The following is a 26,929-nucleotide window of genomic DNA, read 5'->3' as shown; positions in this document are numbered from 1 at the left end:
CAAGGATAGCCATGTTTCCACCCGGCTCCATGCCATCGGTGGTGGTGCCGGTCGGTACATGATCATGAAACATCCATAGGCCGGGGCCGTAACTGTCCAAACCGTTGTTTTGAGTGCGCAAACTCAAATCAAGCCGCTGGGCCGGAGCAATGTCGAATACATCCCGCGTTACCTGCAACCCTGCCGGTTGCTCAACGCCGTCATAAGCCGTAATCGTGGCCTTATGGCCGTGGATATGAAGCGCTACCAAGGAACGTTGGGCGTTGGCGACGTGCAGTTTTATGTTTTCATTTTCATTGGCGGCAATTACCGCGTCCCTTAACGTGAAAGGGAAGGAATGGCCGTTCAGCATGAAGTAATTTTCAAACGATTCGGTCATGTTATATTCGCGGCTCATTCTATGCGCGATCAGTCTTGGGTCATTTGCGTTCTGGATGATTTGCGCCAGTTTTTTATCGACGGACTGGTAATATAAATCGTATTCCTGGCTGTAGGATTTTTGCACCGCAACCGAAGGATGGCGCACTTGGCCTGCGCCGATATTAAAGGTTTGCACCCAGTTATTCGGCTGGTTTTCCTCGACGATAAACATGCCGTTCAAGCCCATCATATAATGCTGGGCGGTTTGCACGTGGCAATGATAAAACATGGTTCCGGTATGCCGAGGCTGGATTTCATAGGTATGATTTTTGCCGGGGAACACCGGGTGTTCTTCCATACCGTCATTATCGTCACCGGCAGCGGTTACCCAAGGATGATCCACACCATGAAGATGGATGGTGTGCGGCAAATAATGGGTGTTTTCCAGCGTGATATAGACCTTATCGCCTTGTTCAACACGAATCACCGGCGATGGCGCACGCAGCAGCGGATTGGCGACTAGCGAATTGAAATTTTTAAGCGCCATGCCGCTGGATTTAGGCGCGAATACCCAAAGCCCCGGTTGGATACCTGGAGCAATATCGTAAGTGTTAATCAAAAAATCGCCATCGGGACTTGCGCCGTTTAGCTCCACGACTTCCAGCTTGATGCGGATGATGTCGGGATCGCCATCGCCATCCAGGTCATCGGTCATCGTCAAGGCATCTTGAGCCAGATGCGTCTGCATCAAGGTCTGCATCGACACATTGTTGGTGCCTTTGACGGCAACGGCAATATCGTAAGGATTATCCGGTTCGCATGAAGGGGCTTCAGCGATTTTTACGCCATCGATGACTTGTGCCTGTCGCCATTCGGGATGTTCATTAGAGCAGGGCTTTTCTACTGAGGCGGTTTCTGCTGAACGATTAGCAACAGTTGCAGGAGGCGTAATATCGGCTTTTTGTAAAAAGGTCGGCGTAAAATAAACGGCAACGGCGACCAATGCAAGGATAAGCAATATCGTTAAAAGGAGAAAATATCTTTTGAACATATAACAATAGAAAATTTTTACTAAGTGTTGCTATTGTAAAGGTCTGCCAAGTTAAAACCTAGGCGCATTTTCAAATGGTGCAAAGGCGGTTTTCATGCAAAAAGCGATGGTGAATCGGGCAGAATACAACGAGATACCGGCATGTTTAATAATGAGATAGACACGCGGCGTTATTTTAAATGACACTGTCAGGCATTATACTTGCTATAATTCTATTAATCTTAATATCTTAATAGAGTGAATTCCTCTTAGCGATACAAGTTATCAATCTTTTTCAGCCTTTATTTGTACAAATCTTTACTTGGTATTAATGCATGTCTAATTCGAACTCGTACAATCCCGATCTTGATTGGACCCAAGTAAGGGAAACGTCCAAAATGCTTATTTTATCGGCTATCCAAGTAGAAGACATGCTGAATGAAGCGGACGTATCGGTCAATACGCTGACAGAATCATTTACCTCCATTGTTGAACATATGCAGGCTATTAACGATCATTTGCTCGCTCTTGATTCTTGTGAAATAAGGGATGAGGCATTAACCTGCTGTTCAGAAACAACCGGTAAAATTCAGTCATCGATTATCGCTTTCCAGTTTTATGATCGGATGCAGCAATGTTTACAACATGTTACTTCAAATTTAAAGGGCTTATCCGAACTGGTGGAAGATCCAAATCGCCTTTATAACCCGGCTGAATGGCGGCAATTCCAGCATGAAATCCGTTCCCGATATACGATGGAGTCCGAAAAATTGATGTTTGACGCCATTGTACAAGGTAAGTCTGTACATGAAGCGCTGGCGATAAAAAATGCGCATCAAGAAGAAGATCAGTCCGACAATATAGAGCTTTTTTAATAAACGATGTCACTTAAACGATTAGTTATAATTTGCGCACTGCCATCTTTTCTTGCAGGTTGTGCTGAATTTTACGGTTCCCAGCCTCCTGCTCCGGTGTATGACGGTCAACCGCAGAGTCAAAAGCCCCCTCCAGTCATTACGCAAAAGAAATCCAAATTGCGTAGCAATGCGGCTAAAGAAACTGTTAAAGTCCAGCCGCTTAAAGACTTCTCTGAAATAAAGTCCGAACCATTGTCGTCTTCAACAGTACCTTTAGAGCCGCCGCCTTCAGGGCCGGTTACTTTAGAAGCACTGGAACCATCATTACCAGCACCTCCTCCTGCTTCGGAATTAACGCCGTTTGAGCCAATGGAGGCTACAGCTCCATTATCGCCGGCTGTAAGCGCTTTAGTTTCAGCAGCCAATCAAAATAGTAAAGCCGGCGATCTGGATTCGGCGGCGGCTTCTATTGAACGAGCCATCAGAATTGAACCAAGAAACGCGAATTTGTTTTATAAGTTGGCATTACTAAGGTTAAAGCAGTCAAAGCCCCGTTTGGCGGAAGATCTGGCAAAAAAATCCGCGTTACTGGCGTCCACGGATAATGCCTTGAAGAAGAACTGCTGGTTATTGATAGCTCATGCCAGAGAAGTACAGCAGGACTTCGCGGGAGCAAAGGAAGCACGGGAAAAAGCCGATAATTTTTAATGGCTTCCGATTTTAGCTCGAATAGGGATATGAGCAATTTTCATGCAAAGAAAATATTTTTCGTACGGTAAATCAGCTTACGCATTTCCGGCCGATTGATCCGTTCGAAAATCACACGCATCAAAAATAAATATACACCGGCGCGAGCTTTTGGATACGGCGTTTAAGAATAAACGATTAACAATCGTTTATTCTTAAACCAGTCAAAGTGGTTATGGTTTCGTCAATTCTGTAAAATAAAACAGTTGCGAAAAAAAGGTAATTTTTGGCACAATTTTATTAACAATAACGAATTACGGAATAATTATGTGTTTTAGCGCTAATATGTCTCTTGGCCTAGGTCTGGTTGGACTGGCCGCATCTACTGTTACTTTTCTTGATAAAAGTGAGCCGCTGTGGGTTCGAGTTGCACGGTTTTACGCCATTTTCCATTTTTCCCTAATGGAATTTATTCAGTATTTTGCCTATCCGGTTGCGGATCAGTGCGGTTACGGTACGAATCTGTTTTTGAGTGAGCTATCTGTCTACCATATCAGCTTGCAGGCACTGGCGATTATGCCTGCTTTGGCGACTTATTCATCCGACAAAACCGCACTGAAAAAAGCTACTATGACCGGCGTCATTCTCAGTTCGTCATTTCTGGTTTTCAGCTTCATGCCCAAAGAATGGCAACTATTCGAAATTGCGCCGAATTTTATCGGCAATATGATTTCATGCTTGTTTATGGGCAAATACCATATCGGTTATAACATCTCTAGCGCGTTCGGCTTGCTGGTTACGTGGGGTTCGTTGTTTGGTCTGGCGGTCAGCGGTTTTGTCTGGAAAGATAACTGGCGCATCGCTAGTTATCATTTCGGCATGGCGATCATGACACTGTTTATGCCTCAGTGGGTATTTGGAGTGTCAACCGGCGAAGCGGCTGCAATGTACTGTTTTTATTCGATACCGATCACAGCTAGTTTCATGCCGCAGTTTAAAAAGTTCTTCACTGCGCCAACTGCAATGGAACAACAGCGCGAATTTGCCTAGCAGGGCAGGTGCGGCTTAGTCTTGCTGCCCCCATTTCTAAATGCGGGCTCAATAAAGTAGCCGGTTCTACAGTTAATATACACAAGTCGGGTTGATAATGCGGCGCAGCCCTGTTCAATCCGACAGTCAGTAGAAAATAAATTTCGATTAGGAGATAGCCAAGAAAATAGCTGTTGTTCCAATCAGTATCGGCGCATGATACTGCTTTGGATTGTTGACAGGTAAACCATGTTCCAGATCATAATTTTTTGATTCATTACTCATCGTCAGGTATTTAAAGAAAGCCTACTGCCAAAGCATCGGCATCTTTTCACACATGTCAGGAGAAAAGTCATGAATAAAATAGACGACATTAATATTGAAATACAGCATATGCAGCAGCAAATGCAGAATTATTTAAAAATGCATTGGCGGCTATTTCTGGCGGAAGGTATCTTGTTCATTTTTCTCGGACTTTGCGCCATAGTAATACCGCAGCTTTTTACGGTGGCGGTAGTCGTGTTTCTAGGCTGGCTTTTGTTGTTCGGAGGAATAGTTCATGTTAGTCGAGCCCTTATGGTTGCAAATATGCCCGGCTTTGGCTGGTGGTTATTCATTGGCATTCTGCAGGTTATCGTCGGCTATTTGTTTATTACCAGACCGGTTGCGGGGGCGCTGACATTAACGATGCTTATAACGGTATTTTTTGCTTTGGAAGGCGCTGCCAAGATTTCTCTGGCATTCATGATGCGCCCTTTACCCAACTGGGGGTTTATGCTGTTCAGCGGTATTACGGCTTTGGCTTTTGCGTTAATCGTATGGATTAGTTGGTCTGAATCTGTGCACTGGCTGCTGGGCTTGTTTTTTGGTATTAATATGGTTTTTATGGGATGGACGCTAGTTAAAATAAGCCTCCACCATAAAGAACAATAAGCCTTTGAGAAGTGACTGTCGATGCAGCAAAAACATAATAAAAAACTAATTGTGAAGGTGCTGATAGCCGGTGCAATCATCGCCATTTTGAGCTATTTGTTTCATCCCGGCGTTGGGCAGCTTAGCGTTATGCTGAACGGTGAGCCCGTCGCAGAGCCGCTGGTTCGCTTTGCCGCCGTTCCGACATTTTTGTTGATCATGATTATCACCGGCGTACTGATGGTGCTGCTGTTTTTAGGCGTCGGTGTGTTTATGTTTATGTTTGTCCTATTCGTTGCGTTAATAGGAATTTTTATCATGGCGCCTTATTTTTGGCCGGTGCTGGTTATTATTTTATTGATGATAACGCTGATGACTGTGGGCAATGGCAATAAAAACTGAAGTACCGGATAACTCATCCAGCAGAAGCATAGGTGCTTCAAAGATTAGCTTGAGCCTTTCCATTTCGCTTTACGGGCTTTTTTCTTGGCTTCTTTCTGCTCACGAATAACAACTAGCTCAGCCAGTTCATTTTCCATCATAGCGGGGGTTTCCAGGCTGATTCTGCCGATGCTTCCGGCGCGCAGTTCCGATAACAGGATTTTAGCTACTTTATCCATTTCGATGCGACCGCCCGAGCGTAGACAGCCGCGTTTTTTGCCGATGGTTTCCATAAGCTGTTGCTCGCTTTCCGGGAGCTTCTCCAGCTGAAAGCGGGTTAGCAGTAAGTCTGGGTAGTGTTGTAACAGGTATTCGGCTGCGAAAAAGGCAACCTGGTCATGACTGATGGCGGTATCTTTAATCGCGCCGGTGGTCGCCAGCCGGTAGCCGCTGTTTTTATTTTCGACATTGGGCCAGAGCATTCCGGGCGTATCTAAAAGAATAATGCCGTTGCCTATGTCAATGCGTTGCTGAGTCTTGGTAATGGCCGGTTCGTTACCGGTCTTGGCTATTATTCTTCCGGCCAGGATATTGATCAGCGTGGATTTTCCGACGTTGGGTATGCCCATGATTAATGTGTGGATGGGTTTGTCGCTACCGGCTTTAAGCGGCAGCATTTTGTGACACAGCTCCGTCAGTTGACGCATTTTCTCGGGCTGTTCGGTGGTCAGCGCCAGGGTTTTTACACCTTGTTCCCGCTCCAGGTAATTTTGCCATTGCAGTGTAATCTCAGGATCGGCAAGGTCGCTTTTGCTGAGTACCTTGATGCAAGGCTTATCGCCGCGTAGGGCCGCCAGCATCGGATTTTGGCTGCTGAACGGAATGCGCGCGTCCAGAATTTCGATGATCAGGTCAACCTGGGGCAGGATTTCTTTGACTTCTTTGCTGGCCTTGTGCATATGGCCGGGATACCACTGAATAAGCATGATGTTTAGCTGTAACCAAAATGGACTATTTAAGCATCATAACCCTATAATCAACAGCTATAAATACGTATAAGGCTTGGCCAATGAAAATAATTAATATAGTAGGGATGCTGGTTTTGCTGGGCGGTTGTACGCAGGATCAACAAAATCAGCTATCGCGAAAGGCGGTCGAGTTTCTGGACGGAAATTATCTGGTCACTTATGCCAATGGTTCAACAATAAAAACCTGGATGATTAGTAACGGCAAGGTCACTTCCAGTGAGAAAGGCTATTACTACTTCTGGGACAATAAAAAGCATTATGTGCAGGTACCGATAGTCAACACGTTTATTGAAGAAACAGATTGAAGCATGAAAGAAATAACAAGTAGTTTTTACGCTTACTTATCGCGGCTAAGATGGATTAAACGCTGGGGACTAAAGCGCAATGCGCATGATGAAAATGTGATGGAGCATAGCTGGGAAGTATCGGTGATTGCCCACACGCTGGCCTTGATTAAAAATCGTTATTACGGCGGAAATGTCGATGCCAACGCTATTGCGACAGCGGCTTTATATCATGATATTACGGAAGTCATTACCGGCGATTTGCCGACACCTATCAAATATCATTCCGAAGAAATCAGCACGGCTTACAAGCAGATTGAAAGACAGGCGGAGACAGAACTACTGGCTCTTTTACCGATAGAGTTACAGGCTGACTTTCAGGTGCTGATTCATCACGATAAGATGCCGCCGGAGCATGTGCAGATCATTAAGGCAGCAGATAAAATATCGGCCTATCTCAAATGTCAAGCCGAGTTAAAGGCCGGTAATTCAGAGTTTGAAACGGCTGCCGAGCAATTAGTCTCAATCATCGGTGCATCAGAGCAACCGGAAGTTATTTTTTTCATGAAGGCGTTTGCGCCCAGTTGCGGATTGACACTGGATGGGTTGATGAAAACCTATTGAGTCGATCAATAAAAGCGATTTTTAGTCTGAGTATCTCACGCTATAATATTCTTGTTGAGAACGGCAGAATAATCCACAAAGCAGCTAAAACTGCCTAAGCTTATACGAAAAATAAAACAAAATAGTACCTGCGGAGAAGTTGTGAAACATCGATACACCATTGAGCAAGCTAGAATATTATTGGATATTTTGAAATACCATAACGCATCGACCATGCTGCCTTCGTTTCATCAGGTAAGGCAAGAAACGCTTGATGAGGCGCTGGACAAATTAAGACTGGAGCTGTCCGAATTTATTGCAACGGATGACGGGCTTGGATTTATCGTTCCGGTCCGAGATGAAAAGGGATTGATTTAATTCGGCTATCCAAGCGCTATTTCTTTAAAACAACGTCGCATAGTGCAGGCAATACTGGCGGTTCAGGTTTTTTTGCGGCGAGAGCCTGCGTTTTGGCTTCTTCTGAAAACCACCATGCTAACGAAGCATCGCAACCATCGCTTTCTGGAAGCGGTTCCTGTCCAGTACAGTTTTTGTTATTTGTCGGGCACTTGAGGCGCACATGAAAGTGATCATCATGCCCCCACCATGGCCGAACTTTTCTTAGCCAGTCATGAGCCGACTTTCGGGTGCATAGCAGACGTTTGACGCTGGGATTGACAAATATGCGGTCTACTTCAGGTCTGCGTGCCGCAGTCTCAAGAATCTTCTCGTGTGCCGGCGACCACTGGCTGTCATCGATGATATCCGAATTGGCGGCAAGAACTGACGGAGAACTCCATGTTTCGCGTTCATTAAACTCCAGATTTCGGATTGCCGCCTGCTGTGAAAGCAAATACCAGATATCGACATCAAGTCCTGTTTGATGGCTGCGATGCCCGCTTGGAGTCGGGCCGCCGCGAGGTTGTCCCAGATCGCCGATCAGCAGGACCCCCCAGTGCTGTAAACTTGCTGTCTTAGCTATGCTCTCAATAAACCGTATCAAGTCCGGATGACCGTAAGATCGGCCTCGTGTAGGGCGCATCAATTGATAACCAGTGCCGTTCGGAGGTAGCGATACCGCCCCGCTCAAACAACCGGCTGTATAAGAACCGATGCTTTGGGCATTATCGCCGATTTGCGTTGTTTGTTTGATCGTTGCCCAGCTATTTGCGGCTGAGGAGCATTCCGAAAAAACACCCAACAACAAGATAAATACGAAGAGTCTCATTTTGAAAGCAGTAGGGCAAGCGGCTGAGGCCGTTCGCCCTTGTTGCCCGTGTTATTTTTTAACAGGGGCCGATATGTCCAGAAAGTGTTTGGAATTATCTATAACGGGGGCTGGGCCGGAGCCGTTACTGCCAGAAGTTGCTGGTGCTGCGCTGTTGGTTTTTATTGTGCCTGTGCCTTCTGTAGCAGCGTCACCTTCCAGCTGGAGTTCCTCTTCTTCTGGAACATTTCCGTCATGAACCAAAAATTCCCGGCGTTGCTGGTAAGCGTTCTTGATAAAGGAATAGCGATCACCGGCAGACGCTTCATCAACAATCTTTTCAGTCGGAATTAAATCGGCGCGAGTATCAGTGACATCAACCGATTTGGCGCCCGCATTGACTGCGCTAACAGCAGCGCCGCCACCGGCAAATACAAAAGTATAGGTGAGTGGATTCATTAAAGCATCGCCAATAACCCCAACGACTTCTCTAGGCGAACTTGCGCCTATAAACGGCATTACCAGATAGTTACCCGTTGGAACACCCCAGAAGCCTAAGGTTTGCCCGAAATCTTCATGATGCTTGGGCAGATCGATCATCGTTGCGACATCGACAAAGCCGACAACGCCAGCCGTGGTATTAACCAGAAAACGGCTGGCATCCATGCCGCCTTGTGCCAATTTAAGCTGCATGAAATCATTGATGGTTACGCCGATGTCGTTAAGATTGCTGAAGAAATTGGTTATACCGTCATCGACAAATTTCGGGGTTATCCACATATAACCTTTCGCCACAGGCTTTATGATGGCCTTGTCGAGATCGTCATTAAATTCTTGAGTGCCGCGGTTCCAGCCTTCCCATGGGTCATTTTCATTAACCTTCGAAGTGCTCGCACAACCAGCAAGCACACTCGATATAACCAGGCTACTCATTAATAAACGAGTGTTAATAATGGATTTTTGCATACTCATGGTTTATCTCTATTTACTTAGTTAATTGGAAGTCTGCCGCAACAGTTATTATTTTTTTTAGCCGATTATATCAGACACAAGTCTTAAAAAGCCTCATTGATTTTGCATTTGGTGAAGTATCCACTGTTGCCTTTTAAATAAATAACTTGTTGGATGCGACGCTCGCAGCAAGATAGGGTTAGGCAGGGTTGCCGCTAATAGTGCCGCTTGAGGCCGACTGATATGGCTGGCGGGGATTCTAAAATAGTGCTGACTAGCGGCCTCTATGCCGAATAGGTGATCTCCGAATTCAGCGATATTTAGATAAACCGTCAATATACGTTCCTTACTCCACAGCAACTCAATTAACAGCGTAAACCAAACCTCCAGCCCCTTGCGGACAAAACTTTTTGACGGCGTTAAAAATAAATTTTTGGCTACTTGCTGAGAAATGGTACTTGCACCCCTAAGCCGTCCGCCGTCCATATACACATCAATAGATGATTGTATGGCATGCAAATCAAACCCTGAGTGTTGGAAAAAACGCTGGTCTTCGGCGGCAATAACCGCCGAAGAAGCATGGGCCGAGATTTTTTTTCCGCCGACCCAAGAGTATTTAATGGCTTTGAACGAGCCATCATCTCTTAAGTCTTCAAAATGCCGATAGACCATAAACGCCGACGTGGGTACAGGTATCCAGCGAAACAATACACATAAACCAATCGATGAAGCCAAGAAGGTGAACAGCAGATAAAGCGCAGTTTTGCGCAGTATTTTCTTAATGGATAATGAGCGGTATTTGCTGCCGGAATAATGGGATCGTCTTGCCAAGATACAAAGATTATTTTAATAATTAAGAGTAGGGCAGATTGGAACTCTGCGCTGTTTTTTGTTTTGTTTTATATATGATAAAGCCTTTGGATAGACTTGAATAGCTTCAAACCGGTGCCGAGATGGCTCAAAGTAAGCATTTAGTTGAAGATTCTCCACTATTGCCGAATTTCGATATATATTAAGTATATAATAAAAATCTCCGGATAAATGCCGATCCAAGCCCATGAAGACACTCCGATACACATTCATTGCTGTTTTATTACTCCTCACGCAAAGCGGCTGTATGCCGATGATTTATCCGCCCGGCGCAAAAAACAATACGGCGCAACTTGGCGAGCACACTTTTCTGACCGAAGACGGTGCAAGTTTGCCATTGCGCCATTGGTTGCCGAAAACCGAACCGCGCGCGGTTATTATTGCGCTGCATGGGTTTAACGATTACAGCCGTTTTTTCGATAAGCCGGGAGAGTATTTCAGCAACCAGGGTATTGCCTGTTTCGCTTATGATCAGCGCGGTTTCGGCATGGCGCCGCAACGCGGGTTATGGGCAGGAGGCGACGCCTATACTAAGGATTTGCAAGCTTTGGTGCGGTTGATCAAACAACGCTACCCGAAACATCCGGTTTATCTGCTCGGCGAAAGCATGGGTGGCGCAATAGTCATCACCGCTATGAAACAGGTCGATATGCCTGAAGTCGAAGGCATCATTCTTGCCGCCCCAGCGTTATGGGCCAGATCAACTATGCCCTGGTACCAAACCGGACTGCTTTGGGCGCTGGCGCACAGCTTGCCTTGGCTGACCCTGACAGGGGAGGGCGTTGTACATGTTGTGGCATCGGATAACATCGAAATGCTTCGAGCCCTGGGGCGCGACCCTTGGGTCATCAAGGCGACCCGCGTGGAGACGGTGTACGGCTTGACTGATTTAATGGACGCGGCATTTGACAGCGCCACATCGTTGCCTGGAAATACCTTGATGCTTTACGGCGAGAAAGACGAAATTGTCCCCAAAAAGCCCACTTATGCTTTTTTGCAGCAACTTCTCCAAACGGATGCGGCCAAAAAAACCATAGCGATTTATCCGCAGGGCTACCACATGCTGTTACGCGATTTGCAGGCGCCCACCGCATGGAAAGATATTGCTGCCTGGATTAGCGCCAGTCCCAACAAGCTCCCATCGGGCGCGGATAATAGAGCGCGGCAATTGTTAAGTAGCCGATTAGAAGCTTCTTAACTTGAAGCGCATATTTTACTAATAAGGTTGGCGATATATCTGGGCAATCGCGTTTAATTATCCCCCATGACGCAAAGTAAATAATCATCGGATTCAGGCTAAACACAAAGTCACCATCTTGTTGTTTGATTGGTTTCAGCATGTTCTTTTGGCGATCCCGCATCAATAGTCATTACACTACCTCGACTATATTAGGCCGTAGCCTTGGAAAGCACTAAATAATTGCAAAATTTGAATCCGGCCCGGATAAAACAGCTCTTCTATTTCTTCTATGTGTGCGGCATCGTACCGACTCAAAAAATTTTCTCCAATAAGCTTTGACCATCTTTCATTACAGCATAAGTCCATAAGTTGGTTTCCTTCTAAACAGTTTGTTGAGTGCTCACAAGGCTGATGTCTGCGGCAAGATACGGAATAGCTCCGTTTCAAGATTTTCAGCATCAAAAGCCGCTGGTTCTAAAGTGAGTGAGTTACAAACCTGTCTATCGAATAAAGCAAACAGGAGACAAAATCATGAAGAAGAAAATCGTTAAACTGGAGAATAGAATGAGCACCTATATGAGAGTTTCATCTTTGATTGCGGCTCTGGCTTGGGCTTGGTTTCTTGCCGGTATTAGCGTCGACGCTTCCGAGCAACAGAATGTCAGCGAGAAGACGGTTAAAGAAAAGATTTCCGAGAACGACGAAAAGAGTTCCGAGAACGATCTCAAGATCGAGACCAATGCGCAACGTATGATAATCGAAGGCCGGCGTATTTTTCGTTTCGATACCTTCGGCAGCGAAGCATTCTGGGGTGATGCGCTCCAGCTTCACAAAGCAATCGCCGGTGAGAAGAACGGCGGTGTGGGCGACGGGGTGAGTCCGAAGACGGCGCTGTCAGCCGGACTGAAGGTCGATGCGGATGCGCTGCCCCCGGCTTTACAGGATCAACTCAAGGCCGGCAAGGCCAGCGAAGTCGACTTGGACAATCCGGCGACCACGGTCGCTCTAATCAAGCTGGATGCAGTCGTCGGTGTAAAGGGCTTCTTTGACGATAATGGCAATTTGAAATCGATGGGTATCCAGTGCGCGCTGTGCCATTCAACGGTCGATAATTCATTGGCGCCCGGAATCGGCAAGCGGCTAGACGGCTGGGCGAACCGAGATTTGAATATCGGCCTGATCGTTTCGCTTGCTCCCAATCTTAAGCCTTTCAGCGATCTTCTTGAAGTCGATGAGGCGACGGTGAAGAAGGTGCTCACCAGTTGGGGACCAGGACGCTTTGACGCCTTGCTCGACAAAGATGGTAAGGCTTTTCGGCCTGATGGCGGTCAAGCAGGCACCCTCATTCCACCCGCGTTTGGTCTGGCTGGTATAAATCTTCATACCTGGACCGGCTTCGGATCGGTTCCCTATTGGAATGCCTACGTTGCCGCGACCGAAATGCATGGATCGGGAACGTTTTTCGACGCTCGATTAAACGACGAGAGCCAATATCCGGTCGCTGCAAGGAGCGGTTCCTTCAATACGCGCGACACGCCTGACCGGATTACCTCGAAACTTGCTCCGCTGCATCTTTATCAGATCTCTATTCCTGCGCCGAGGCCGGATAAAGACAGTTTCGACGAAATCGCAGCAGTGCGTGGAAAGGATATTTTTTCCGATAAGGCAAAATGTGCGACTTGTCATGTTCCGCCACTGTTTACCGAGCCGGGCAACAACCTGCACGATCCCAGCGAGATCGGCGTCGATGCTTTCCAGGCCGACAGATCGCCGACTCACATGTATCGCACAGCCCCTTTGGCGGGTCTGTGGACGCATCAAAAGGGTGGCTTTTACCATGACGGTCGCTTTGCAAGCCTGCGGGATGTTATTCAACATTACGATGAGTTCCTGAAGCTGGGGTTGAGCGAGCAAGAAAAGAGCGATTTGATCGAATATTTAAAGTCATTGTAACGAAATGGTTGGGGGCGGCTTTTTTTGTCCATCGGTTATAAAGTCAAAAGAGTGAACTTATTAATGTGGTGGACAGAAAAAGCGTTCCAACCCGGTTGGGGTATGGAAGTGTCAGTAAAATCAAGTAACTACATGGGGGCTTATTATGCATACCATAGAAACGCTCAACAAAATTCTGAAAGATGAATTAACAGCAACGCAAACCTATCATCAAGCTTTGGACGAACTTCGGAAAGATGCCAGGCTTGGCGAATCGGAGTATTTAATGCCGATTTATGAGGATCATAAAAAGGCGGTTTCAAGCTTAAAGACACGGATTTCTCAAATGGGAGGAATTCCTTCTGAAGATTCAGGAGTTTGGGGAACTTGGGCGCAAATAGTTCAAGGAGGCGCCGATATGTTAGGTAAAAAAGTTGCTTTAAAGGTTTTGAAGGAAGGAGAAAAAAATGGCATAGAAGATTATGAAGAAGCGCTGGAAGATCCTGAGTTGTCTTCAGATATCCGTTCTTTGATTGAAACAAAGTTACTGCCTCCTCAACAAGCTCATATACGTACTTTGGATTGGCTTTTGAATGCGGCGCCGGAATAGGTTTTGATAACCGCCATTAAATTAGCAGGAAGTCGTCATCCCGGTAAGGATTGCCGGGATGACTTATCTTGGAATGATGAGGTTTAGGCGCAGCTTAGCTAATTTAGCTAATGGGAGGGGTTTTTCGTTGTCCGTGATTAAGATCGTTTGAGTTCTATTGCATTAATTTAAATCGCATAATGAGCAAGTAAATATGCCGCTTCTTAAACTGGACGGATTTATCCTGCCGGTGCATAAAGTTTCTTTGTATTTGTATGGACATCTTTTTCTAAACTTATCGTTTGACCTTTGCAAACCATGTACTTCAGTTTTATACCGTCTAACGTATCTCATGCCGAAGTTTCCTTCTTTTGCCGGAATATCGAATTATTCAACATATTGATTATATAGTACTTTATCCTTTATCTGAAATGGATTAAGTCACTCTTTGTGCGCCACCGAACCGACTCAAATCATTTATACAAATTATGATTAATTTGGCTTAATCGATTAATTTTTGGATTCGTGCTTGAGCCGGATTTTTGAAGCAGGGCGATAATGTCATTTGTTATCTTATTGACGAATAATGAAGTAGGCTCAATAGCAGCCTCAAGACGAAGATGCAGGCTATGTTGCAGAGTTTGTTTATTATTTCATCAATAGGTGTCCAGAAATTTTGGGCGAGTATTAACAGTCATCCAAAATAGGCAATCAACACGATATTTCTGTTGGAACTACTTTCAAGATAAAACTGATCTTACTTAACCTCTGAATAAAGGAAACTATTATGAAAACCAGAAAAACTATTCCCGAAATATCCGGAACCACTGTAAATGCCGACCGGCTAGATCAAACAAAATTATATCTTTTTAAAATTTTCAGTTTACCTATTTGGCTGGTTATTATCAGTATCATCCTTAGCTTTGTTGCCGCGCCTGTAAGAGCCGGAATTGAAGATATTCATCCTTATTACCGATATGTCCCTTATGAAGGCCCAGCAAGTGCTGCCGGTAAACAAGTTCCCAAGCAACCCCCAGGAGCAAGTGAAACTGAAGCTAAAAAAGGAGAACAAGCCGCAAGCACAGGCGAAAAGACGGAAAGTGCTAAGCCGGCAGCCAAGGAAAGTGCCGGCCAAGCACCGGCTCCTGGCGGCCAAGCTGCCGCTCCGGGCCAAACCGCTCAGCAATTACCCTCGGCTAAGGAGCCGGAGACTGAATGTCCATTCGAACAAAAATCTTCCACGGAATCAAAAATCCCTCCTGTAAAGAGACCTGAAAAAGATACCGGGGAATTTCCTTCAGGGGGTATCCCTTCATTTTGTAAAGCTGATGTAAATGGCGATCACTACGTCACCAAAGATGAACTGCAAAACTTTCCTGATTTACTACGAGTCTTTGACAAGGTAGATGCCGGAAAAGATGGCAGGCTTGAACAACATGAATACATAAACCTGGAAATGGAAACTTCACGGGAAGGAGAAGTCATGTAGGTTCCGGGTATGAGTCCAATTGTCAAAAATTTCTGTGCGTCTTTGCTAAAGGTCGCCAGTTGAAGTTCCTCATTGTGGCGAGGCTATTCCGGCGGGCGGCCTGACGAAAATCAAGCAATATAAGTGATAGACTTGAAGTAAGTAATTGATTTAACTTGAGCGAGTCAAATTGGAGAGAGTGGCTTATTCTGATTCCGGTTTTTAACTAATAAACCAAGGAGTTCTAACATGCTTTCGACAGTACCTGATGTAGTTTTTAAAACCCGTGTTCGTGACGAGAGCATTGGCGGCGACAACCCGTTTCGCTGGCAGGATGTCAGCACCGACGATATTTTTAAAGGAAAAAAAGTCGTTGTTTTGGGGCTTCCCGGCGCCTTCACTCCTACCTGCTCCAGCCAGCATTTGCCTGGATATGATGCCAAGTATCAGCAACTCATTGATTTAGGTGTTGATGAAATTTATTGCGTGAGTGTTAATGATGCCTTTGTCATGTATCAATGGGCCAAGCATCTGGGCATCAAGCATGTAAAAATGCTGCCTGACGGAAATGGCGATTTTACCCAGGGAATGGGGATGCTGATCAAAAAAGAGAACTTCGGTTTTGGCTCCCGTTCCTGGCGCTATTCAATGCTTGTCGATGATAAAAAGATTATCAAAATATTCAGCGAGCCCGGCCAAGTCGATAATTGTCCCGATGATCCATTTACTACGAGCGATGTCGATACCATGCTGGATTATTTACAACATAATAGATAAACCTGATTTTATAACTGAGTGGCTTTAATGGCTCAATATAACTATGACTTGTTTGTAATTGGTGCTGGTTCGGGAGGTATGCGTACAGCACGAATGGCATCGGATTATGGTGCAAGAGTAGCCATTGCTGAAGAACGTTATTTAGGCGGCACCTGTGTCAATGTGGGCTGTGTGCCCAAAAAACTATTGGTCTATGCCGCTCAGTTTAAAGATCATTTCCAGGCAGCAGCGGGCTTTGGTTGGACGGTGGGTAAGTCAACTTTCAACTGGCTTAGCTTGATAGCGAACAAAAATCAGGAAATAGAACGACTACAAGCTGTATATGGCAACCAGCTGCAACAGTCGGGTGCCGAAGTTATCACCGGCAGGGCAAGTTTGCTTGATGCCCATACTGTCGTTGTTAATGGTATGAAATACAGCGCCGAGCGCATAGTTATTGCAACGGGGGGCTGGCCATCCGTTCCGAATATACCCGGCAAACAACATATAGTCACCTCGAACGAAATGTTTTTCCTCGATAAATTACCTAAAAGTATCGTTATTGTCGGCGGCGGCTATATTGCAGTGGAATTTGCCAGCGTTCTTCATGGCTTTGGTGTGCGAACTACCCTTTGTCATCGAGGACATAAACTGCTTCGCGGTTTCGATGAAGATATACGTGACTTTTTAGCCAATGAAATGGCCAGGAAAGGTATTAATGTCCAGCTTAATACCGATATTGAGGCCGTAGAAAGCACGGCCGATTGTTTCACGGCACGGTTTATAGACGGCAGCAAAGTAAAAACGGATTTGATTATGTACGCCACCGGCAGAATGCCGAATTCAACCGGATTCGGGCTGAAAGCGCTTGGCGTTGAGCTGGACAGCGACGGTGCTATTAAAGTTAACGCTGACTATCAAACCAATGTGCCGTCAATTTATGCGTTGGGCGATGTGACTAACCGGTTCAACCTGACGCCGGTTGCTTTGGCGGAGGCTATGGCTTTAGTGAATAAGTTATATGGCGATCAATCGAGAGCAGTGGATTATGACAATATTCCCACTGCTGTTTTTTGTCAGCCCAATATTGGTACTGTCGGTCTGACCGAAACACAGGCGCGCGAAAAATATCCGGATATCGACGTTTATAAAACCCGTTTCACGCCAATGAGAAACACTCTCTCGGGTATCGATGAAAAAGCCCTGATCAAGATGATCGTGGTACGCAGCACTGACCGGGTTGTCGGCATACACATGGTCGGGCCTGACGCTCCCGAGATTATCCAAGGCATGGCAATCGCCATTCGAGCCGGTGCTACCAAATCGGTTTTTGATTCCACTATCGGGGTGCACCCTACCGCTGCCGAAGAATTTGTTACGTTGCGTAGGAATTTTTGAGTAGTAGGTTTGTAGAGTGCATCAACATAGGTTAAAAACTCTATGAATACAGATTCGTTAACAATTCGTGTGGAATGTTATGCCGGTCACCGGGGAGAGGAAACACCACGACGTTTTTTTATCGGTGATAAATCTATTGAAATTGAACAAATAATCGACTGTTGGTTAGCTCCCGAATACCGTTATTTTAAAGTGCGTGTAAGCGAAAATGATATTTATATACTACGGCATGATGAATTAACGCATCGATGGGAGCTGACAATGTTTCAAAGCGGGAAGTATGATGGCAGTCCATTGTCTTCAACTTGAATAAGAATGACTAAGGAACATGCATAAATTAACTTAAGTAATTACCATGAAGAACATGAAGACTTAAATCCTTCATGTTCTTCATGGTTTAAAAATAAAACGTGCTCAAGTTATTTCGTGTACGTTCCTAAAGACCTTTATTTTCTTTCAACCATCACCATAAATAGAGATGCACTATTATGGAATCAACACTGAAAACTTAAAATCGACATCCGCATAACGGAGAAATCAGATTACTTAGCTTGGTCGCAGAACGATCCATACATGATTCTAAAGTTGTGGCGGATAATGAAGACTCAATTAATACCGATGGGAGTTAAAACAATGCCCGGAATATTACGCAGCTTACTTGGTTTTATCATATTGATTGCAACGATTGGTCTCGCAACCTGTCAATCGCTGGTGAAGGCGGATCCATCAAGTCCAGCCTATTCTGCCGAAGCCTTTTTAGCCAACCGCTCGCAGGCAGAATTATGAACCAATTCGAGAAATTAAAACAATCCGTCTCGGATGTGTTGCAACCCTATTCCCCGCGGGGCTTGCTGCTTTATTTCCTGCCGATAGCGCTGATTCCGGCGACGTTTATCGCATTGGGAAAAGGCCACTTGCCGGCTACTTTGGTCAACGCTGCCGGTTTTGCATTGTACATGCTGGCCGCGGTGTTCCTGCGCAAAGGACTGCAAGCCGAGTATATTTACGGCAGAAGCCGGATTGCCCGTCCGCCCAAACAACCGTTAAAAACGATCGCCGCCATCATTACGGCACTGACGACCGGAATGCTCGCCTGGTTAGGGGTGGGGCATTCACTGCCGGTGGCGTTAATGTTTGCCGGCGGAGCCTTTCTGGGCATGTATTTGAGTTACGGCTTCGATCCGGGTAATGAGCAGAAAATAACCGCTGCACATGGCTATTCCGGAGATGAAATCCGGCAAGCCCTCGAGGGCTCGTCACGTATTATCCGCAATATAGAACAGGCTAACGAACGGATTCGAAATACCGAGTTAAATAAGCGTATCGAACGCATTTGCGAAGTTGCCGACAATATTCTGGGGGAGATTGCAGCCGATCCCCGCGACTTTCGGCGTGCACGCAAGTTTCTTAACGTTTACCTGGACGGCGTCCTACAGGTAACTGAAGGTTACGCCAAAACCCATCAGCAAAGCCATTCCGGAGAACTGGAACAGAATTTCCGCAATGTGCTGGATACGATCGAAACGGTATTTCAGGAACAGCGTCAAAAATTACTGGAAGAAGATGTTTTTGACCTGGATGTAAAAATTGAAGTTTTAAGTACGCAGCTCAAACGGGAAGGCATTCTTTGATGCCATCGCACTACAGAGGGTTTAAACATGAGTGAACAGCAAACAGCGACAAGCACAAAAGATAGCGCCGCATCCAAGGAGATCGTCCCCGGCGTCAAAGCCGAAATGATCCCGCTTGCCGAGGCGCCTGCAGAGAGAAAACAGCTCGTTCGGAAATTGCTGAACGAAATTGATGTCAGCAATACCCAATCAATCATTTTTTTCGGCAGCAAAGCGCAAGAACAGTTGACCACGATTTCCGACCGGATGCTGGAAGGCGTTAAAAACAAGGAAATCGGGCCGGCCGGCGATGATCTGAACGAAATGGTGGCGACTATACGCGGGTTCGAGGTCGACGATCTGGATCCGAACAAAAAACAGGGCTTTTTCGACCGATTGATGGGCAAGGCCAAACCGGTTGTCAAATTTCTACAGCAATATGAAGAAGTGCGCAAACAGATCGATATGATCACCGACAAGCTGGAGCGGCATAAGACCCATTTGCTGACCGATATTACCTCGCTGGACCGTCTTTACCAGGCCAACTTGGACTATTTTCATGCGCTCGAGGATTATATCGCCGCCGGCGAAGAAAAACTGCGCGAACTCGATGAAGTCATCATTCCTGAGCAGGCCAAGCAAGCCGAAGCGAGCACCGAAGTCATCGCCTCGCAAAACCTTCGCGATTTGCGCGCCGCACGCGATGATCTGGAGCGGCGCGTGTATGACCTGCGCCTGACCCGGCAGGTGTCGATGCAAAGCCTGCCCGGTATTCGCCTGGTGCAGGAAAACGATAAAGGCCTGGTCAGCAAGATCAATTCGACCATCGTCAACACCGTCCCGCTGTGGCGTCAGCAACTGGCGACGGCGGTGACTATTTACCGCTCATCGCAGGCGGCGGAAACGGTCAAGGCCGCGACCGACCTGACCAATGAGCTGCTGGCTGCGAATGCCGAAAGTTTGAAGCAAGCCAATGCCGAAACCCGCAAACAGCTGGAGCGCGGCGTGTTCGACATCGAAACGGTCAAAAAAGCCAATGAAGCACTGATTGCGACGATAGAAGAAAGCCTGCAAATCGCCGACCAAGGTAAGAAAATGCGCAAGGAAGCGGTCGCGCAACTCGAGCAATGCGAAACCGAATTGCGTAAAACCCTGGCTTCGGCGCAGGCAAAATCGGCCAGTTAAAGTGTAGTATTGTGCCCACGCGCTTTGAACATTGGTTTAATGTAGTGGTCAAGTTTTTTCGGCCACCGGGATAGGCTGTTTTTCTGCCATTTTCGCTCATAGTCGTTGGGCGGCAGATAGCCCAGTTTGGAGTGCAATCGTCGGCTGTTGTAAAAATTGACGATATAGTCGGTCACATCGAACATGGCTTCTTCGTGATTGGCATAATCCTGGCGCCAAACCCGTTCCATTTTCAGGTTCAGAAAGAAACGCTCCATCACGTTATTATCCCAACAATTACCTCGGCGACTCATGCTGTCTTGCAAGCCGTACCGAGCCAGTAAGTCCCGGTAACCCTGGCTGGCATACTGGCTGCCCCGGTCAAAATGGACAATCAGACCCCCACTGCGCGGGTACTGGGCAATTTGCCAGTGCTGACCGCCGACCGGGCCTGGGCCGATTTGAATATCGGTTTAAAGATTACCTTTATCCGCCCTTAAATTAACCTTGGTTTCTCGCATTAATCGGGGAGCTTTCAACTAAGTTCAAGCAATTGTTCAAACTGCTTAATTGGCATTGGCTTACTAAACAAATAGCCCTGAAAGAGCGGACAGCCCTGTTTTTCCAGGAAATCGCGTTGAGCTTCAGTCTCTACTCCCTCTGCAATAACTCCCATGCCTAAATTCTTTGCCATATCTATAATAGTCTGCACGATAACAGCATCATCCGGGTCGATTGAAATGTCGCGTACAAAACTTTGATCAATCTTGAGTTGGTCGAGGGGCAATTTTTTCAGGCTGGATAATGATGAATAGCCGGTACCAAAATCATCCATCGAAAAGCTTATGCCACTTTCACGAAGTGCATTCATTTTGAGAATGGTATCGTCGATGTTATCAAGCACCAGACTTTCTGTGAGCTCCAGTTTGAGTCTGTTAGGGTTGATGGCACTATGGCGTAGAATCAAATTCACCTGCTCTATAAAATCAGTCTGATGGAATTGACGCGCACTGACGTTGACGGCAAGCAGTAAATGCTGGGTATGCTCACTACATTCCCACATTTTGATTCGGGCACACGCCATCTCCAGCACCCATTGTCCAATGGCTAGTATCAAGCCGGTTCCTTCAGCCAGTGGTATGAAATCCGCAGGGGAGATTAATCCGCGCTGTGGATGTTGCCAGCGGATCAATACTTCAGCCCCAATGATCTGACGGTTGTAATTAACCTGTGGTTGAAAATAAAGCTCAAACTGATTTTCTGCCAGTGCCAAACGTAAGTCTGCTTCCAGTGCCACGCGAGTATCGATACTGATCTGCATTTGCGGATCGAAAAAGCGCAAGGTGTTGCGGCCAGATGCTTTGGCTTGATACATAGCAATATCCGCCTGTTTCAACAACTCGTCAACGGATTGCTCATGTTCGTTGAACAAGATAGCGCCAATACTGGGAGTACAGTGATAATAGTGCATGGCAAGTTGATATGGTCTATTGAGATCAGCCAGAATTTTATGACCAATAATTTCAGTCTGCGTTGCGGCTTCAAGAGACCGCTCACTCAAATCCTCCAACATCACCACGAATTCATCACCGCCCAAACGGGCAACAGTGTCGCCTTCACGCATACAGAGCTCAAGACGTCGTGCAACCTGTTGCAGCAGCAAGTCGCCCATATCATGGCCAAGGGAGTCGTTTAGTGTTTTGAAATCATCCATGTCAATAAAAAGCAAGGCGCCTAAGCGGCCACTACGCTTACTTGAAGCCAAGGCCGGTTTTAATCGGTCACGAAGCAATAATCGGTTAGGTAGATCGGTGAGGGGGTCATAGAAGGCTAAATGTTTGATTTTTTCCGCTGCCGACATGCTCATGGTAATGTCGGCAAGCGTGCCAACGTAATTTGTGATAATACCGTTCGCGCCTTTCACTGCGGTGATCGTGAGACGCTCCGGATAGCATTCACCATTTTTGCGTCGGTTCCAGATTTCGCCTGACCATGCGCCGTTATTATTAATATCCGTCCACATCGCAGCATAAAAATCAGCACTTTGATGTCCGGATTTGAGTATTCGAGGGTTCTTGCCTATGGTTTCTTCAGCGGTGTAACCGGTGATAGTAGTGAAGGCGCTGTTTACCCGGAGGATTACCCCATTAGCATCGGTGACTATCATTCCTTCTTGTGATTCAAAGGCGATAGCGGCGATGGATAACTCCTGTTCAGCAAACACCTGACTGGTAATATTAATACCGAAATAGATTACTCGCTCGATAAGGCCATCGGCATCGTGAACATTAACAGAATTCCATGAAAAAAATTTCCGGCGGCCGTCACAACTACGGATGCTTGTTCGAAAATCGTTCAATTCGCCACTTTCTAAAAACGATCGACGCAGTGTACTGATATCCATCGACTCATGAATCGGCAGCAGCATATCCAACCAGTTACGGCCGATCAATTCCACGGCCGAAAAACCCGTGATGTGCGTTATGACGTCGTTGAGGTAAATAATCTCACCGTTTGGGGCAAGCTCCACTACAAGAGCTGACATCCGTTTGATCAGATGGCGGTAGCGAGCCTCGGACTGTGATACTGCGAAGCGCGCATCGCCCATCAACACTGGCCCTTCGCGCGTGAGGACAGCATCGATACCTTCCATTGTTAGGTCGGCATTAGCATATACAAGCACTCTTAACTGCTGCAGGAGGTCTTCAGTAGTTGTGGCGTCTAAGTTAGCCTGTTTTTTAATCATGAATTTTCATTCACCAGACCCAAAGCACTCAGCACCTGATCAGTGTTGCTTAGATTACCAATAATCTGGATTAGCGGTACGGGAGAAACCCTTTTGACCATAGGTGTAACCATGACACCTTCGGCCCAAGCCCGTTCGGGTGAAAGCAGGGCGTCTACTACATCAATTCGGTAATTATCACCGTAGAGACGCTGGCAGAGCGTCTTGAGATTGTGCATGGCGAGGATTGAGTTGGGTGCTTCTCCAGCAACATAAAGGCGGAATTCAAAAATTTCATCACTGGTTTTCTGAGCGGATTCTGTCATAGGTAATATTGTAGACATAGGTCAGGCTCGTTGTGGTCGGATCAGCCGGCTGGTGAGAGTTTCTGGTCGCCGCTACGCATGCCCCACAAATCATCACGGTTGCGTTCGAATTGTTTGAGACGGTTGGCCTCGGTCGCCAATAACATTTCCAGTTCTCCTTGCTTGACGGCCATTTCACGCTGCAAGACTTCTATCTGGGCATTGACCTCGGCCTGGGCAAGTTCGAGCTCTTTGCGTTTGTGTTCAACGCTTGCTTGCAACAATTCTTCAGCTGCCTTTTCGGCGATCTCTTTTTGCCAGCGGGCGGTGCCCATAAGAACTTCACCATCAGCCTGATAAACATCGGCCAGCGTAATCCCGTCCGAATTCAGGATCAATTCCCGCACTTGATTGGAATGCTCGGTACCGCGCGATTTGATGATGGTCAGCGCCCGGTTTCGTTCGCCGGAGAGTATAGTGTAATTGAGATGAATCCAAGTGTCTGCCACGGTGGATACCTGAATATTGGTGCCTTCATTTAATGTATCGTTAGCGCCCAGCAGGCTGGTGCATACTAGAGTAACACCAGCTGATTTGGTTAATGCCAACAGTTGCTCAGGCATGCGGCGACGGCTGGCATCAGTATCGCAATTTATGATGGCGGACAGCGGATCAATCACAAAACAACGCGGCTGGTGGGCATCAAGCAGATTACGCAAGGTGCCGATATGCTCCTCTGCTCCGGTCAGACTGCTGCGGATCGATTGAATATGCAACAGGCCGCTGGCGACATGGGGTCCGAGATCAATGCCTACCGAACGCAGGTTGCGTACAATTTCATGAGCGGGTTCATCGAAACCAATAAAAAGGGATCGCTCGCCGCGCTCGCAGGCGGCGAGTATAAAACTTCCGCACAAGGTAGTTTTCGATGTGCCGGGGGCGCCGCTCAGCAGTATGGCGGCGCCACGGTAATAACCACCTCCCAGCATGTTGTCCAGTCGCGCCACGCCAGAGGAGATACGTTCGGTACTGGCACTCTCACAGGGCGATGATAATGGGAAAGAGACAACCTCGGCACCGTTGTCGCTGAGTGATAAAGCCACTTCTCCGGCATAAAAGCCCGAACCGCGATATTTAACGATGCGCAAGGTGCGGCGGGCGACCCGATTATCCACCTCATGGCGGAGAAAAATGACACAATCGACCATGTACTGCATAAAATCCTGATAGTCGAGTTTCGATTGGCCGGAGTCGTTATTTTTGCAGGTAATAATACCGGTCAGCCCAGTCGACACCAGCCAGTCATTCAGTCGGAACAACTCGCGGCGCTCGGCCAGAGGATCATCCAGCAGCGACAGCAGCACGTCAATGGAATCAAAAACAATACGCTTGGCGCCCATCTGATCAACCTTGACCTTGAGTGAAGCAAGCAGGCTGGAGAGATCGAACTTGCCGGCGCAAACAACGTCAGGTCTTGGCTTGGCATCAAGAAAGAACAGTTCCTTGTTTTCCAGATCGGGGAGATTCCAGCCAAAAGCGGCGGCGTTAGCAATAATACGAGTTGGATCTTCTTCAAAGGCGACAAAGATTCCAGGTTCACCGTTTAATGCCCCACTGACCAGTGTTTGTAAAGCGATCACTGTCTTGCCGCTACCTGGACCACCAGCGAGCAAAATGCCTCGGCCTTGCGGCAAGCCGCCGTTGGTGATGTCGTCCAATCCACGAATACCAGTATGGGCCTTGGTGAGTTCGATATGCTGCATGTTGGCTTTGGGCATGTTAAGGCTATATTATGATATTAACGAATGAATGAAGCAGATCAAGTTAGACTAGGTACTCTCTTTACGGTTAGAAATTTTAAAGCCTACGAACTCTTCAACAGCTTTTGTATTTTGAGCACATCTGTAAAGCCTTTTTGGCGAAATTACAGTAGCTCAACCTTTCATTATTAGCAAGTAATTTTACTTATAATTAGAATGGTAATTGGTCTGTTTTTTAAGTTGCATCAAACAGCAAATCTTAAGGAAAAAGATATTGACCTTAAGATGCATGCGTCTTCAGAGCTGAGTAAGTGATAAGGATTAGGAAGGCTATAAAAATAGATGTTTTTTCAGTAACGATACAGTGAACGATAGGCAACTTGGGCTCATTGCAGATATTCAAAGAAAAAGCAATAAGGCCTGACCCTGATGTATCCCCACGAATTATCCTTCTTCCAATTTTTCAAAATAGCCGACTAAGAGTGCCTGCGCCAGCTCTAAATAATCATCCGGTAGTTCAAACACAACATGGCGGCAAGCAATTTTGCCGAGAAAAATAACCGAATACGGCGAATGTTTTGAGCCGCTATTGACCTTGATCTGCCGTTCGGTGGCGGAACCTTTTAGGCTGAGACCCACCAGCCAAAGGGCAAAGATGATCAGTGCCGCAATCAGTAACAGATTCGCTCTTCGCTCGGCTTGAATCCGACTTTCATTGGCTAAATCCAGCCCATAATGCGTGCTCTTGGTGTCTCGGAATCCTTCATCGATTTGCATTCGGGTTCGATAATAGTTGACGATACGAAACGCTGAGTAGACCTTGAGTGAAGGCGAGACGACCAGTAACCACGGTTCTTTTTCGCGTTTGGCCTGTTTGCGGCTCTGCGTCGATTTTGCAGGCCGTTTATGAATCGTCAGCTGTTTGCGGCCTTTGGCGGGTCGGTAAAAAACCACTAACTGTCCTGACAACGGATTGCTGCGGGTCCACTGCGCTGCACCGAGCAGCTTGGCTTTGCGGGTGGCTTGAACATACAGCGATTTTGCCGGTTGCCAGTCATCCGGATGGTTGGCAAAGGCGATGAAATCCCGGTTGCGTATCCGTCCCAGCCAATGCCAGTTCAAGCGTTCCACTTCGCGAAAGAACGGGGTGCGAAACCCGGAGTCAGCGACGATGATAGGCGTGACATCTGCCGGGAGCAACTGCTGCAAACGTGCCAAGAACTGATGTTGTACTCGGCGGTTGCCTAATTTGCTGTCGGGATGGATTTCCTGATATAAGGAAATAGCTCGTCCACCCACCGGGAGAGCTGCACGTAACAGTTGCTGGCTTTGATCGTCGGTCAACGGCGACCCGTCAAAATAATTAAAGGCAGGGGAAGAGACTTCAACAAAAAACGGGTCATAGCGCCGTATAAGGCCAGGCGATCGGATTTGAGGTGTCGATTACCCACTAGACGGTCCAAGCGCTTGATTTTATGCTTAAGATAGGCACATCCGGAAACCGCCCGCCCCAGCGCTGTAATGGATACCGAGGCACCGGTTAAGCCGGCGCCAACTGCAGCCATTAACGCATTGAGTCGCGCGGCATGAAGGTCAGGAAGGGATTGTTTTAACAAGGTATGCAAGGTGATAATGATCGACATAAGGTTCTCCCGCTGGCGCATTTTTCCAGAAAGAAATCTTATGTTAGCGCCACTTGGGCTTTATATTGGATCAATATCCCAATAGCTTTATGTTTTATATAAATATTTTGTGGGGATACTTCAGAATCTGACTCCATTGATTTTTTTCTTTACTAGTTTATAGAGAAAGAAGATTGTTATATAACCCAGAGGAGCGATAA

The 26,929-nt window shown here is 46.8% G+C and carries 28 protein-coding genes and 1 pseudogene; 18 read left to right on the top strand and 11 right to left on the bottom strand.

Annotated elements, in window-relative coordinates; all coding sequences use genetic code 11:
* A partial coding sequence (locus tag EPO18_RS15585) for a multicopper oxidase domain-containing protein (protein WP_292434810.1) occupies window positions 1-1,411 on the bottom strand: 1,411 nt, incomplete at its 3' end.
* Between the two features lie 314 nt (window positions 1,412-1,725).
* Here EPO18_RS15585 and EPO18_RS15580 point away from each other — a divergent pair.
* The 5 genes from EPO18_RS15580 to EPO18_RS15560 all read left to right on the top strand — a co-directional run bounded on the left by EPO18_RS15580 (window position 1,726) and on the right by EPO18_RS15560 (window position 5,277).
* Complete coding sequence (locus EPO18_RS15580; RefSeq protein WP_292434807.1) at window positions 1,726-2,265, top strand: hypothetical protein; 540 nt, start codon at window positions 1,726-1,728, stop codon at window positions 2,263-2,265.
* 159 nt (window positions 2,266-2,424) lie between these two features.
* A complete protein-coding gene (locus EPO18_RS15575; protein WP_292434805.1) occupies window positions 2,425-2,955 on the top strand; it encodes a tetratricopeptide repeat protein in 531 nt (176 codons plus the stop codon).
* 306 nt (window positions 2,956-3,261) lie between these two features.
* Window positions 3,262-3,984 (top strand): DUF5765 domain-containing protein, encoded by a 723-nt coding sequence (locus EPO18_RS15570; protein ID WP_292434803.1) that lies wholly within the window; start codon window positions 3,262-3,264, stop codon window positions 3,982-3,984.
* 333 nt (window positions 3,985-4,317) lie between these two features.
* Entirely contained in the window at window positions 4,318-4,896 is a 579-nt protein-coding gene (locus EPO18_RS15565) for an HdeD family acid-resistance protein (protein WP_292434801.1), read from the top strand.
* A gap of 21 nt (window positions 4,897-4,917) precedes the next feature.
* Window positions 4,918-5,277 carry a hypothetical protein gene (locus EPO18_RS15560; protein ID WP_292434799.1) on the top strand — a complete coding sequence of 120 codons (360 nt, stop codon included), beginning with the start codon at window positions 4,918-4,920 and terminating at the stop codon, window positions 5,275-5,277.
* A gap of 44 nt (window positions 5,278-5,321) precedes the next feature.
* Here the strand turns inward: EPO18_RS15560 and ylqF are convergent, their stop codons facing one another.
* Window positions 5,322-6,242: a ribosome biogenesis GTPase YlqF gene (gene ylqF / locus EPO18_RS15555; RefSeq protein WP_292434797.1), complete on the bottom strand. Its 921-nt coding sequence runs from the start codon at window positions 6,240-6,242 to the stop codon at window positions 5,322-5,324.
* An 83-nt stretch (window positions 6,243-6,325) separates the two neighbouring features.
* Between ylqF and EPO18_RS15550 the strand changes: the two genes are divergently transcribed.
* From EPO18_RS15550 to EPO18_RS15540, 3 genes are all read left to right on the top strand, one after another.
* Window positions 6,326-6,589 carry a hypothetical protein gene (locus tag EPO18_RS15550; RefSeq protein WP_292434794.1) on the top strand — a complete coding sequence of 88 codons (264 nt, stop codon included), beginning with the start codon at window positions 6,326-6,328 and terminating at the stop codon, window positions 6,587-6,589.
* 3 nt (window positions 6,590-6,592) lie between these two features.
* On the top strand, window positions 6,593-7,192 hold the full coding sequence (gene yfbR, locus EPO18_RS15545; protein WP_292434792.1) for a 5'-deoxynucleotidase: 600 nt from the start codon (window positions 6,593-6,595) through the stop codon (window positions 7,190-7,192).
* A gap of 141 nt (window positions 7,193-7,333) precedes the next feature.
* Window positions 7,334-7,549, top strand: coding sequence for a hypothetical protein (locus tag EPO18_RS15540; RefSeq protein ID WP_292434789.1), 216 nt, complete (start codon window positions 7,334-7,336; stop codon window positions 7,547-7,549).
* A 16-nt stretch (window positions 7,550-7,565) separates the two neighbouring features.
* Here EPO18_RS15540 and mepA read toward each other — a convergent pair whose 3' ends face one another.
* The 3 genes from mepA to mtgA form a co-directional block, all read right to left on the bottom strand.
* Window positions 7,566-8,399 carry a penicillin-insensitive murein endopeptidase gene (gene mepA / locus EPO18_RS15535; protein WP_292434786.1) on the bottom strand — a complete coding sequence of 278 codons (834 nt, stop codon included), beginning with the start codon at window positions 8,397-8,399 and terminating at the stop codon, window positions 7,566-7,568.
* Between the two features lie 51 nt (window positions 8,400-8,450).
* Window positions 8,451-9,350: an MlaA family lipoprotein gene (locus EPO18_RS15530; protein ID WP_292434784.1), complete on the bottom strand. Its 900-nt coding sequence runs from the start codon at window positions 9,348-9,350 to the stop codon at window positions 8,451-8,453.
* A gap of 93 nt (window positions 9,351-9,443) precedes the next feature.
* Complete coding sequence (gene mtgA / locus EPO18_RS15525; RefSeq protein WP_292434782.1) at window positions 9,444-10,160, bottom strand: monofunctional biosynthetic peptidoglycan transglycosylase; 717 nt, start codon at window positions 10,158-10,160, stop codon at window positions 9,444-9,446.
* A gap of 226 nt (window positions 10,161-10,386) precedes the next feature.
* On the opposite strand from mtgA, the gene EPO18_RS15520 reads away from it, so the two are divergent.
* The 10 genes from EPO18_RS15520 to EPO18_RS15475 all read left to right on the top strand — a co-directional run bounded on the left by EPO18_RS15520 (window position 10,387) and on the right by EPO18_RS15475 (window position 20,317).
* Complete coding sequence (locus EPO18_RS15520) at window positions 10,387-11,397, top strand: alpha/beta hydrolase (protein ID WP_292434780.1); 1,011 nt, start codon at window positions 10,387-10,389, stop codon at window positions 11,395-11,397.
* 558 nt (window positions 11,398-11,955) lie between these two features.
* Window positions 11,956-13,332, top strand: coding sequence for a hypothetical protein (locus EPO18_RS15515; RefSeq protein WP_292434778.1), 1,377 nt, complete (start codon window positions 11,956-11,958; stop codon window positions 13,330-13,332).
* Window positions 13,333-13,477: 145 nt separating this feature from the next.
* A complete protein-coding gene (locus tag EPO18_RS15510) occupies window positions 13,478-13,921 on the top strand; it encodes a DUF2383 domain-containing protein (protein WP_292434777.1) in 444 nt (147 codons plus the stop codon).
* A gap of 766 nt (window positions 13,922-14,687) precedes the next feature.
* Window positions 14,688-15,389 carry an EF-hand domain-containing protein gene (locus EPO18_RS15505; protein ID WP_292434775.1) on the top strand — a complete coding sequence of 234 codons (702 nt, stop codon included), beginning with the start codon at window positions 14,688-14,690 and terminating at the stop codon, window positions 15,387-15,389.
* A gap of 228 nt (window positions 15,390-15,617) precedes the next feature.
* Window positions 15,618-16,145 (top strand): peroxiredoxin, encoded by a 528-nt coding sequence (locus EPO18_RS15500; RefSeq protein ID WP_292434772.1) that lies wholly within the window; start codon window positions 15,618-15,620, stop codon window positions 16,143-16,145.
* A 27-nt stretch (window positions 16,146-16,172) separates the two neighbouring features.
* A complete protein-coding gene (gene gorA / locus EPO18_RS15495; protein WP_292434770.1) occupies window positions 16,173-17,522 on the top strand; it encodes a glutathione-disulfide reductase in 1,350 nt (449 codons plus the stop codon).
* A gap of 42 nt (window positions 17,523-17,564) precedes the next feature.
* The gene (locus EPO18_RS15490; RefSeq protein WP_292434768.1) at window positions 17,565-17,831 is read left to right on the top strand and encodes a hypothetical protein; all 267 of its coding nucleotides are present in this window, start codon (window positions 17,565-17,567) and stop codon (window positions 17,829-17,831) included.
* 288 nt (window positions 17,832-18,119) lie between these two features.
* Window positions 18,120-18,308: a hypothetical protein gene (locus tag EPO18_RS15485; protein ID WP_292434766.1), complete on the top strand. Its 189-nt coding sequence runs from the start codon at window positions 18,120-18,122 to the stop codon at window positions 18,306-18,308.
* Entirely contained in the window at window positions 18,305-19,153 is an 849-nt protein-coding gene (locus tag EPO18_RS15480) for a 5-bromo-4-chloroindolyl phosphate hydrolysis family protein (RefSeq protein WP_292434764.1), read from the top strand. The genes EPO18_RS15485 and EPO18_RS15480 overlap by 4 nt, the downstream gene beginning before the upstream one ends.
* A gap of 27 nt (window positions 19,154-19,180) precedes the next feature.
* Window positions 19,181-20,317, top strand: a complete 1,137-nt coding sequence (locus tag EPO18_RS15475) for a toxic anion resistance protein (RefSeq protein ID WP_292434762.1) — start codon at window positions 19,181-19,183, stop codon at window positions 20,315-20,317.
* 95 nt (window positions 20,318-20,412) lie between these two features.
* On the opposite strand, the pseudogene EPO18_RS15470 reads toward EPO18_RS15475, so the two are convergent.
* The 6 genes and pseudogenes from EPO18_RS15470 to EPO18_RS15445 form a co-directional block, all read right to left on the bottom strand.
* A pseudogene (locus EPO18_RS15470) lies at window positions 20,413-20,697 on the bottom strand (integrase core domain-containing protein); the annotation flags it as partial.
* A gap of 134 nt (window positions 20,698-20,831) precedes the next feature.
* A complete protein-coding gene (locus tag EPO18_RS15465) occupies window positions 20,832-23,042 on the bottom strand; it encodes a putative bifunctional diguanylate cyclase/phosphodiesterase (RefSeq protein WP_292434760.1) in 2,211 nt (736 codons plus the stop codon).
* Window positions 23,039-23,365: a circadian clock KaiB family protein gene (locus tag EPO18_RS15460; RefSeq protein ID WP_292434758.1), complete on the bottom strand. Its 327-nt coding sequence runs from the start codon at window positions 23,363-23,365 to the stop codon at window positions 23,039-23,041. The genes EPO18_RS15465 and EPO18_RS15460 overlap by 4 nt, the downstream gene beginning before the upstream one ends.
* A gap of 23 nt (window positions 23,366-23,388) precedes the next feature.
* Entirely contained in the window at window positions 23,389-25,104 is a 1,716-nt protein-coding gene (gene kaiC / locus EPO18_RS15455; RefSeq protein ID WP_292434755.1) for a circadian clock protein KaiC, read from the bottom strand.
* Window positions 25,105-25,530: 426 nt separating this feature from the next.
* Window positions 25,531-26,430: an IS4 family transposase gene (locus EPO18_RS15450; protein ID WP_292434753.1), complete on the bottom strand. Its 900-nt coding sequence runs from the start codon at window positions 26,428-26,430 to the stop codon at window positions 25,531-25,533.
* Window positions 26,427-26,729, bottom strand: a complete 303-nt coding sequence (locus tag EPO18_RS15445) for a hypothetical protein (protein WP_292434750.1) — start codon at window positions 26,727-26,729, stop codon at window positions 26,427-26,429. The genes EPO18_RS15450 and EPO18_RS15445 overlap by 4 nt, the downstream gene beginning before the upstream one ends.
* Window positions 26,730-26,929: the final 200 nt, after the last annotated feature.

Origin of the sequence: Methylobacter sp. (genome assembly GCF_004322395.1) — a bacterium.
Classification (GTDB): domain Bacteria; phylum Pseudomonadota; class Gammaproteobacteria; order Methylococcales; family Methylomonadaceae; genus Methylobacter_A.
The sequence above is the reverse complement of the archived record's forward strand: the minus strand, read 5'-3'. Positions and strand labels throughout refer to the sequence as shown.

Coding starts and splice junctions, on each gene's coding strand:
- EPO18_RS15580 (WP_292434807.1), top strand. CDS start 1,726: ATGTCTAATTCGAACTCGTACAATCCCGATCTTGATTGGACCCAAGTA.
- EPO18_RS15570 (WP_292434803.1), top strand. CDS start 3,262: ATGTGTTTTAGCGCTAATATGTCTCTTGGCCTAGGTCTGGTTGGACTG.
- EPO18_RS15565 (WP_292434801.1), top strand. CDS start 4,318: ATGAATAAAATAGACGACATTAATATTGAAATACAGCATATGCAGCAG.
- EPO18_RS15560 (WP_292434799.1), top strand. CDS start 4,918: ATGCAGCAAAAACATAATAAAAAACTAATTGTGAAGGTGCTGATAGCC.
- ylqF (WP_292434797.1), bottom strand. CDS start 6,242: ATGCTTATTCAGTGGTATCCCGGCCATATGCACAAGGCCAGCAAAGAA.
- EPO18_RS15550 (WP_292434794.1), top strand. CDS start 6,326: ATGAAAATAATTAATATAGTAGGGATGCTGGTTTTGCTGGGCGGTTGT.
- yfbR (WP_292434792.1), top strand. CDS start 6,593: ATGAAAGAAATAACAAGTAGTTTTTACGCTTACTTATCGCGGCTAAGA.
- mepA (WP_292434786.1), bottom strand. CDS start 8,399: ATGAGACTCTTCGTATTTATCTTGTTGTTGGGTGTTTTTTCGGAATGC.
- EPO18_RS15530 (WP_292434784.1), bottom strand. CDS start 9,350: ATGAGTATGCAAAAATCCATTATTAACACTCGTTTATTAATGAGTAGC.
- EPO18_RS15520 (WP_292434780.1), top strand. CDS start 10,387: ATGAAGACACTCCGATACACATTCATTGCTGTTTTATTACTCCTCACG.
- EPO18_RS15515 (WP_292434778.1), top strand. CDS start 11,956: ATGAGAGTTTCATCTTTGATTGCGGCTCTGGCTTGGGCTTGGTTTCTT.
- EPO18_RS15510 (WP_292434777.1), top strand. CDS start 13,478: ATGCATACCATAGAAACGCTCAACAAAATTCTGAAAGATGAATTAACA.
- EPO18_RS15505 (WP_292434775.1), top strand. CDS start 14,688: ATGAAAACCAGAAAAACTATTCCCGAAATATCCGGAACCACTGTAAAT.
- EPO18_RS15500 (WP_292434772.1), top strand. CDS start 15,618: ATGCTTTCGACAGTACCTGATGTAGTTTTTAAAACCCGTGTTCGTGAC.
- gorA (WP_292434770.1), top strand. CDS start 16,173: ATGGCTCAATATAACTATGACTTGTTTGTAATTGGTGCTGGTTCGGGA.
- EPO18_RS15490 (WP_292434768.1), top strand. CDS start 17,565: ATGAATACAGATTCGTTAACAATTCGTGTGGAATGTTATGCCGGTCAC.
- EPO18_RS15485 (WP_292434766.1), top strand. CDS start 18,120: ATGAAGACTCAATTAATACCGATGGGAGTTAAAACAATGCCCGGAATA.
- EPO18_RS15480 (WP_292434764.1), top strand. CDS start 18,305: ATGAACCAATTCGAGAAATTAAAACAATCCGTCTCGGATGTGTTGCAA.
- EPO18_RS15475 (WP_292434762.1), top strand. CDS start 19,181: ATGAGTGAACAGCAAACAGCGACAAGCACAAAAGATAGCGCCGCATCC.
- EPO18_RS15465 (WP_292434760.1), bottom strand. CDS start 23,042: ATGATTAAAAAACAGGCTAACTTAGACGCCACAACTACTGAAGACCTC.
- EPO18_RS15460 (WP_292434758.1), bottom strand. CDS start 23,365: ATGTCTACAATATTACCTATGACAGAATCCGCTCAGAAAACCAGTGAT.
- kaiC (WP_292434755.1), bottom strand. CDS start 25,104: ATGCCCAAAGCCAACATGCAGCATATCGAACTCACCAAGGCCCATACT.
- EPO18_RS15445 (WP_292434750.1), bottom strand. CDS start 26,729: ATGTCGATCATTATCACCTTGCATACCTTGTTAAAACAATCCCTTCCT.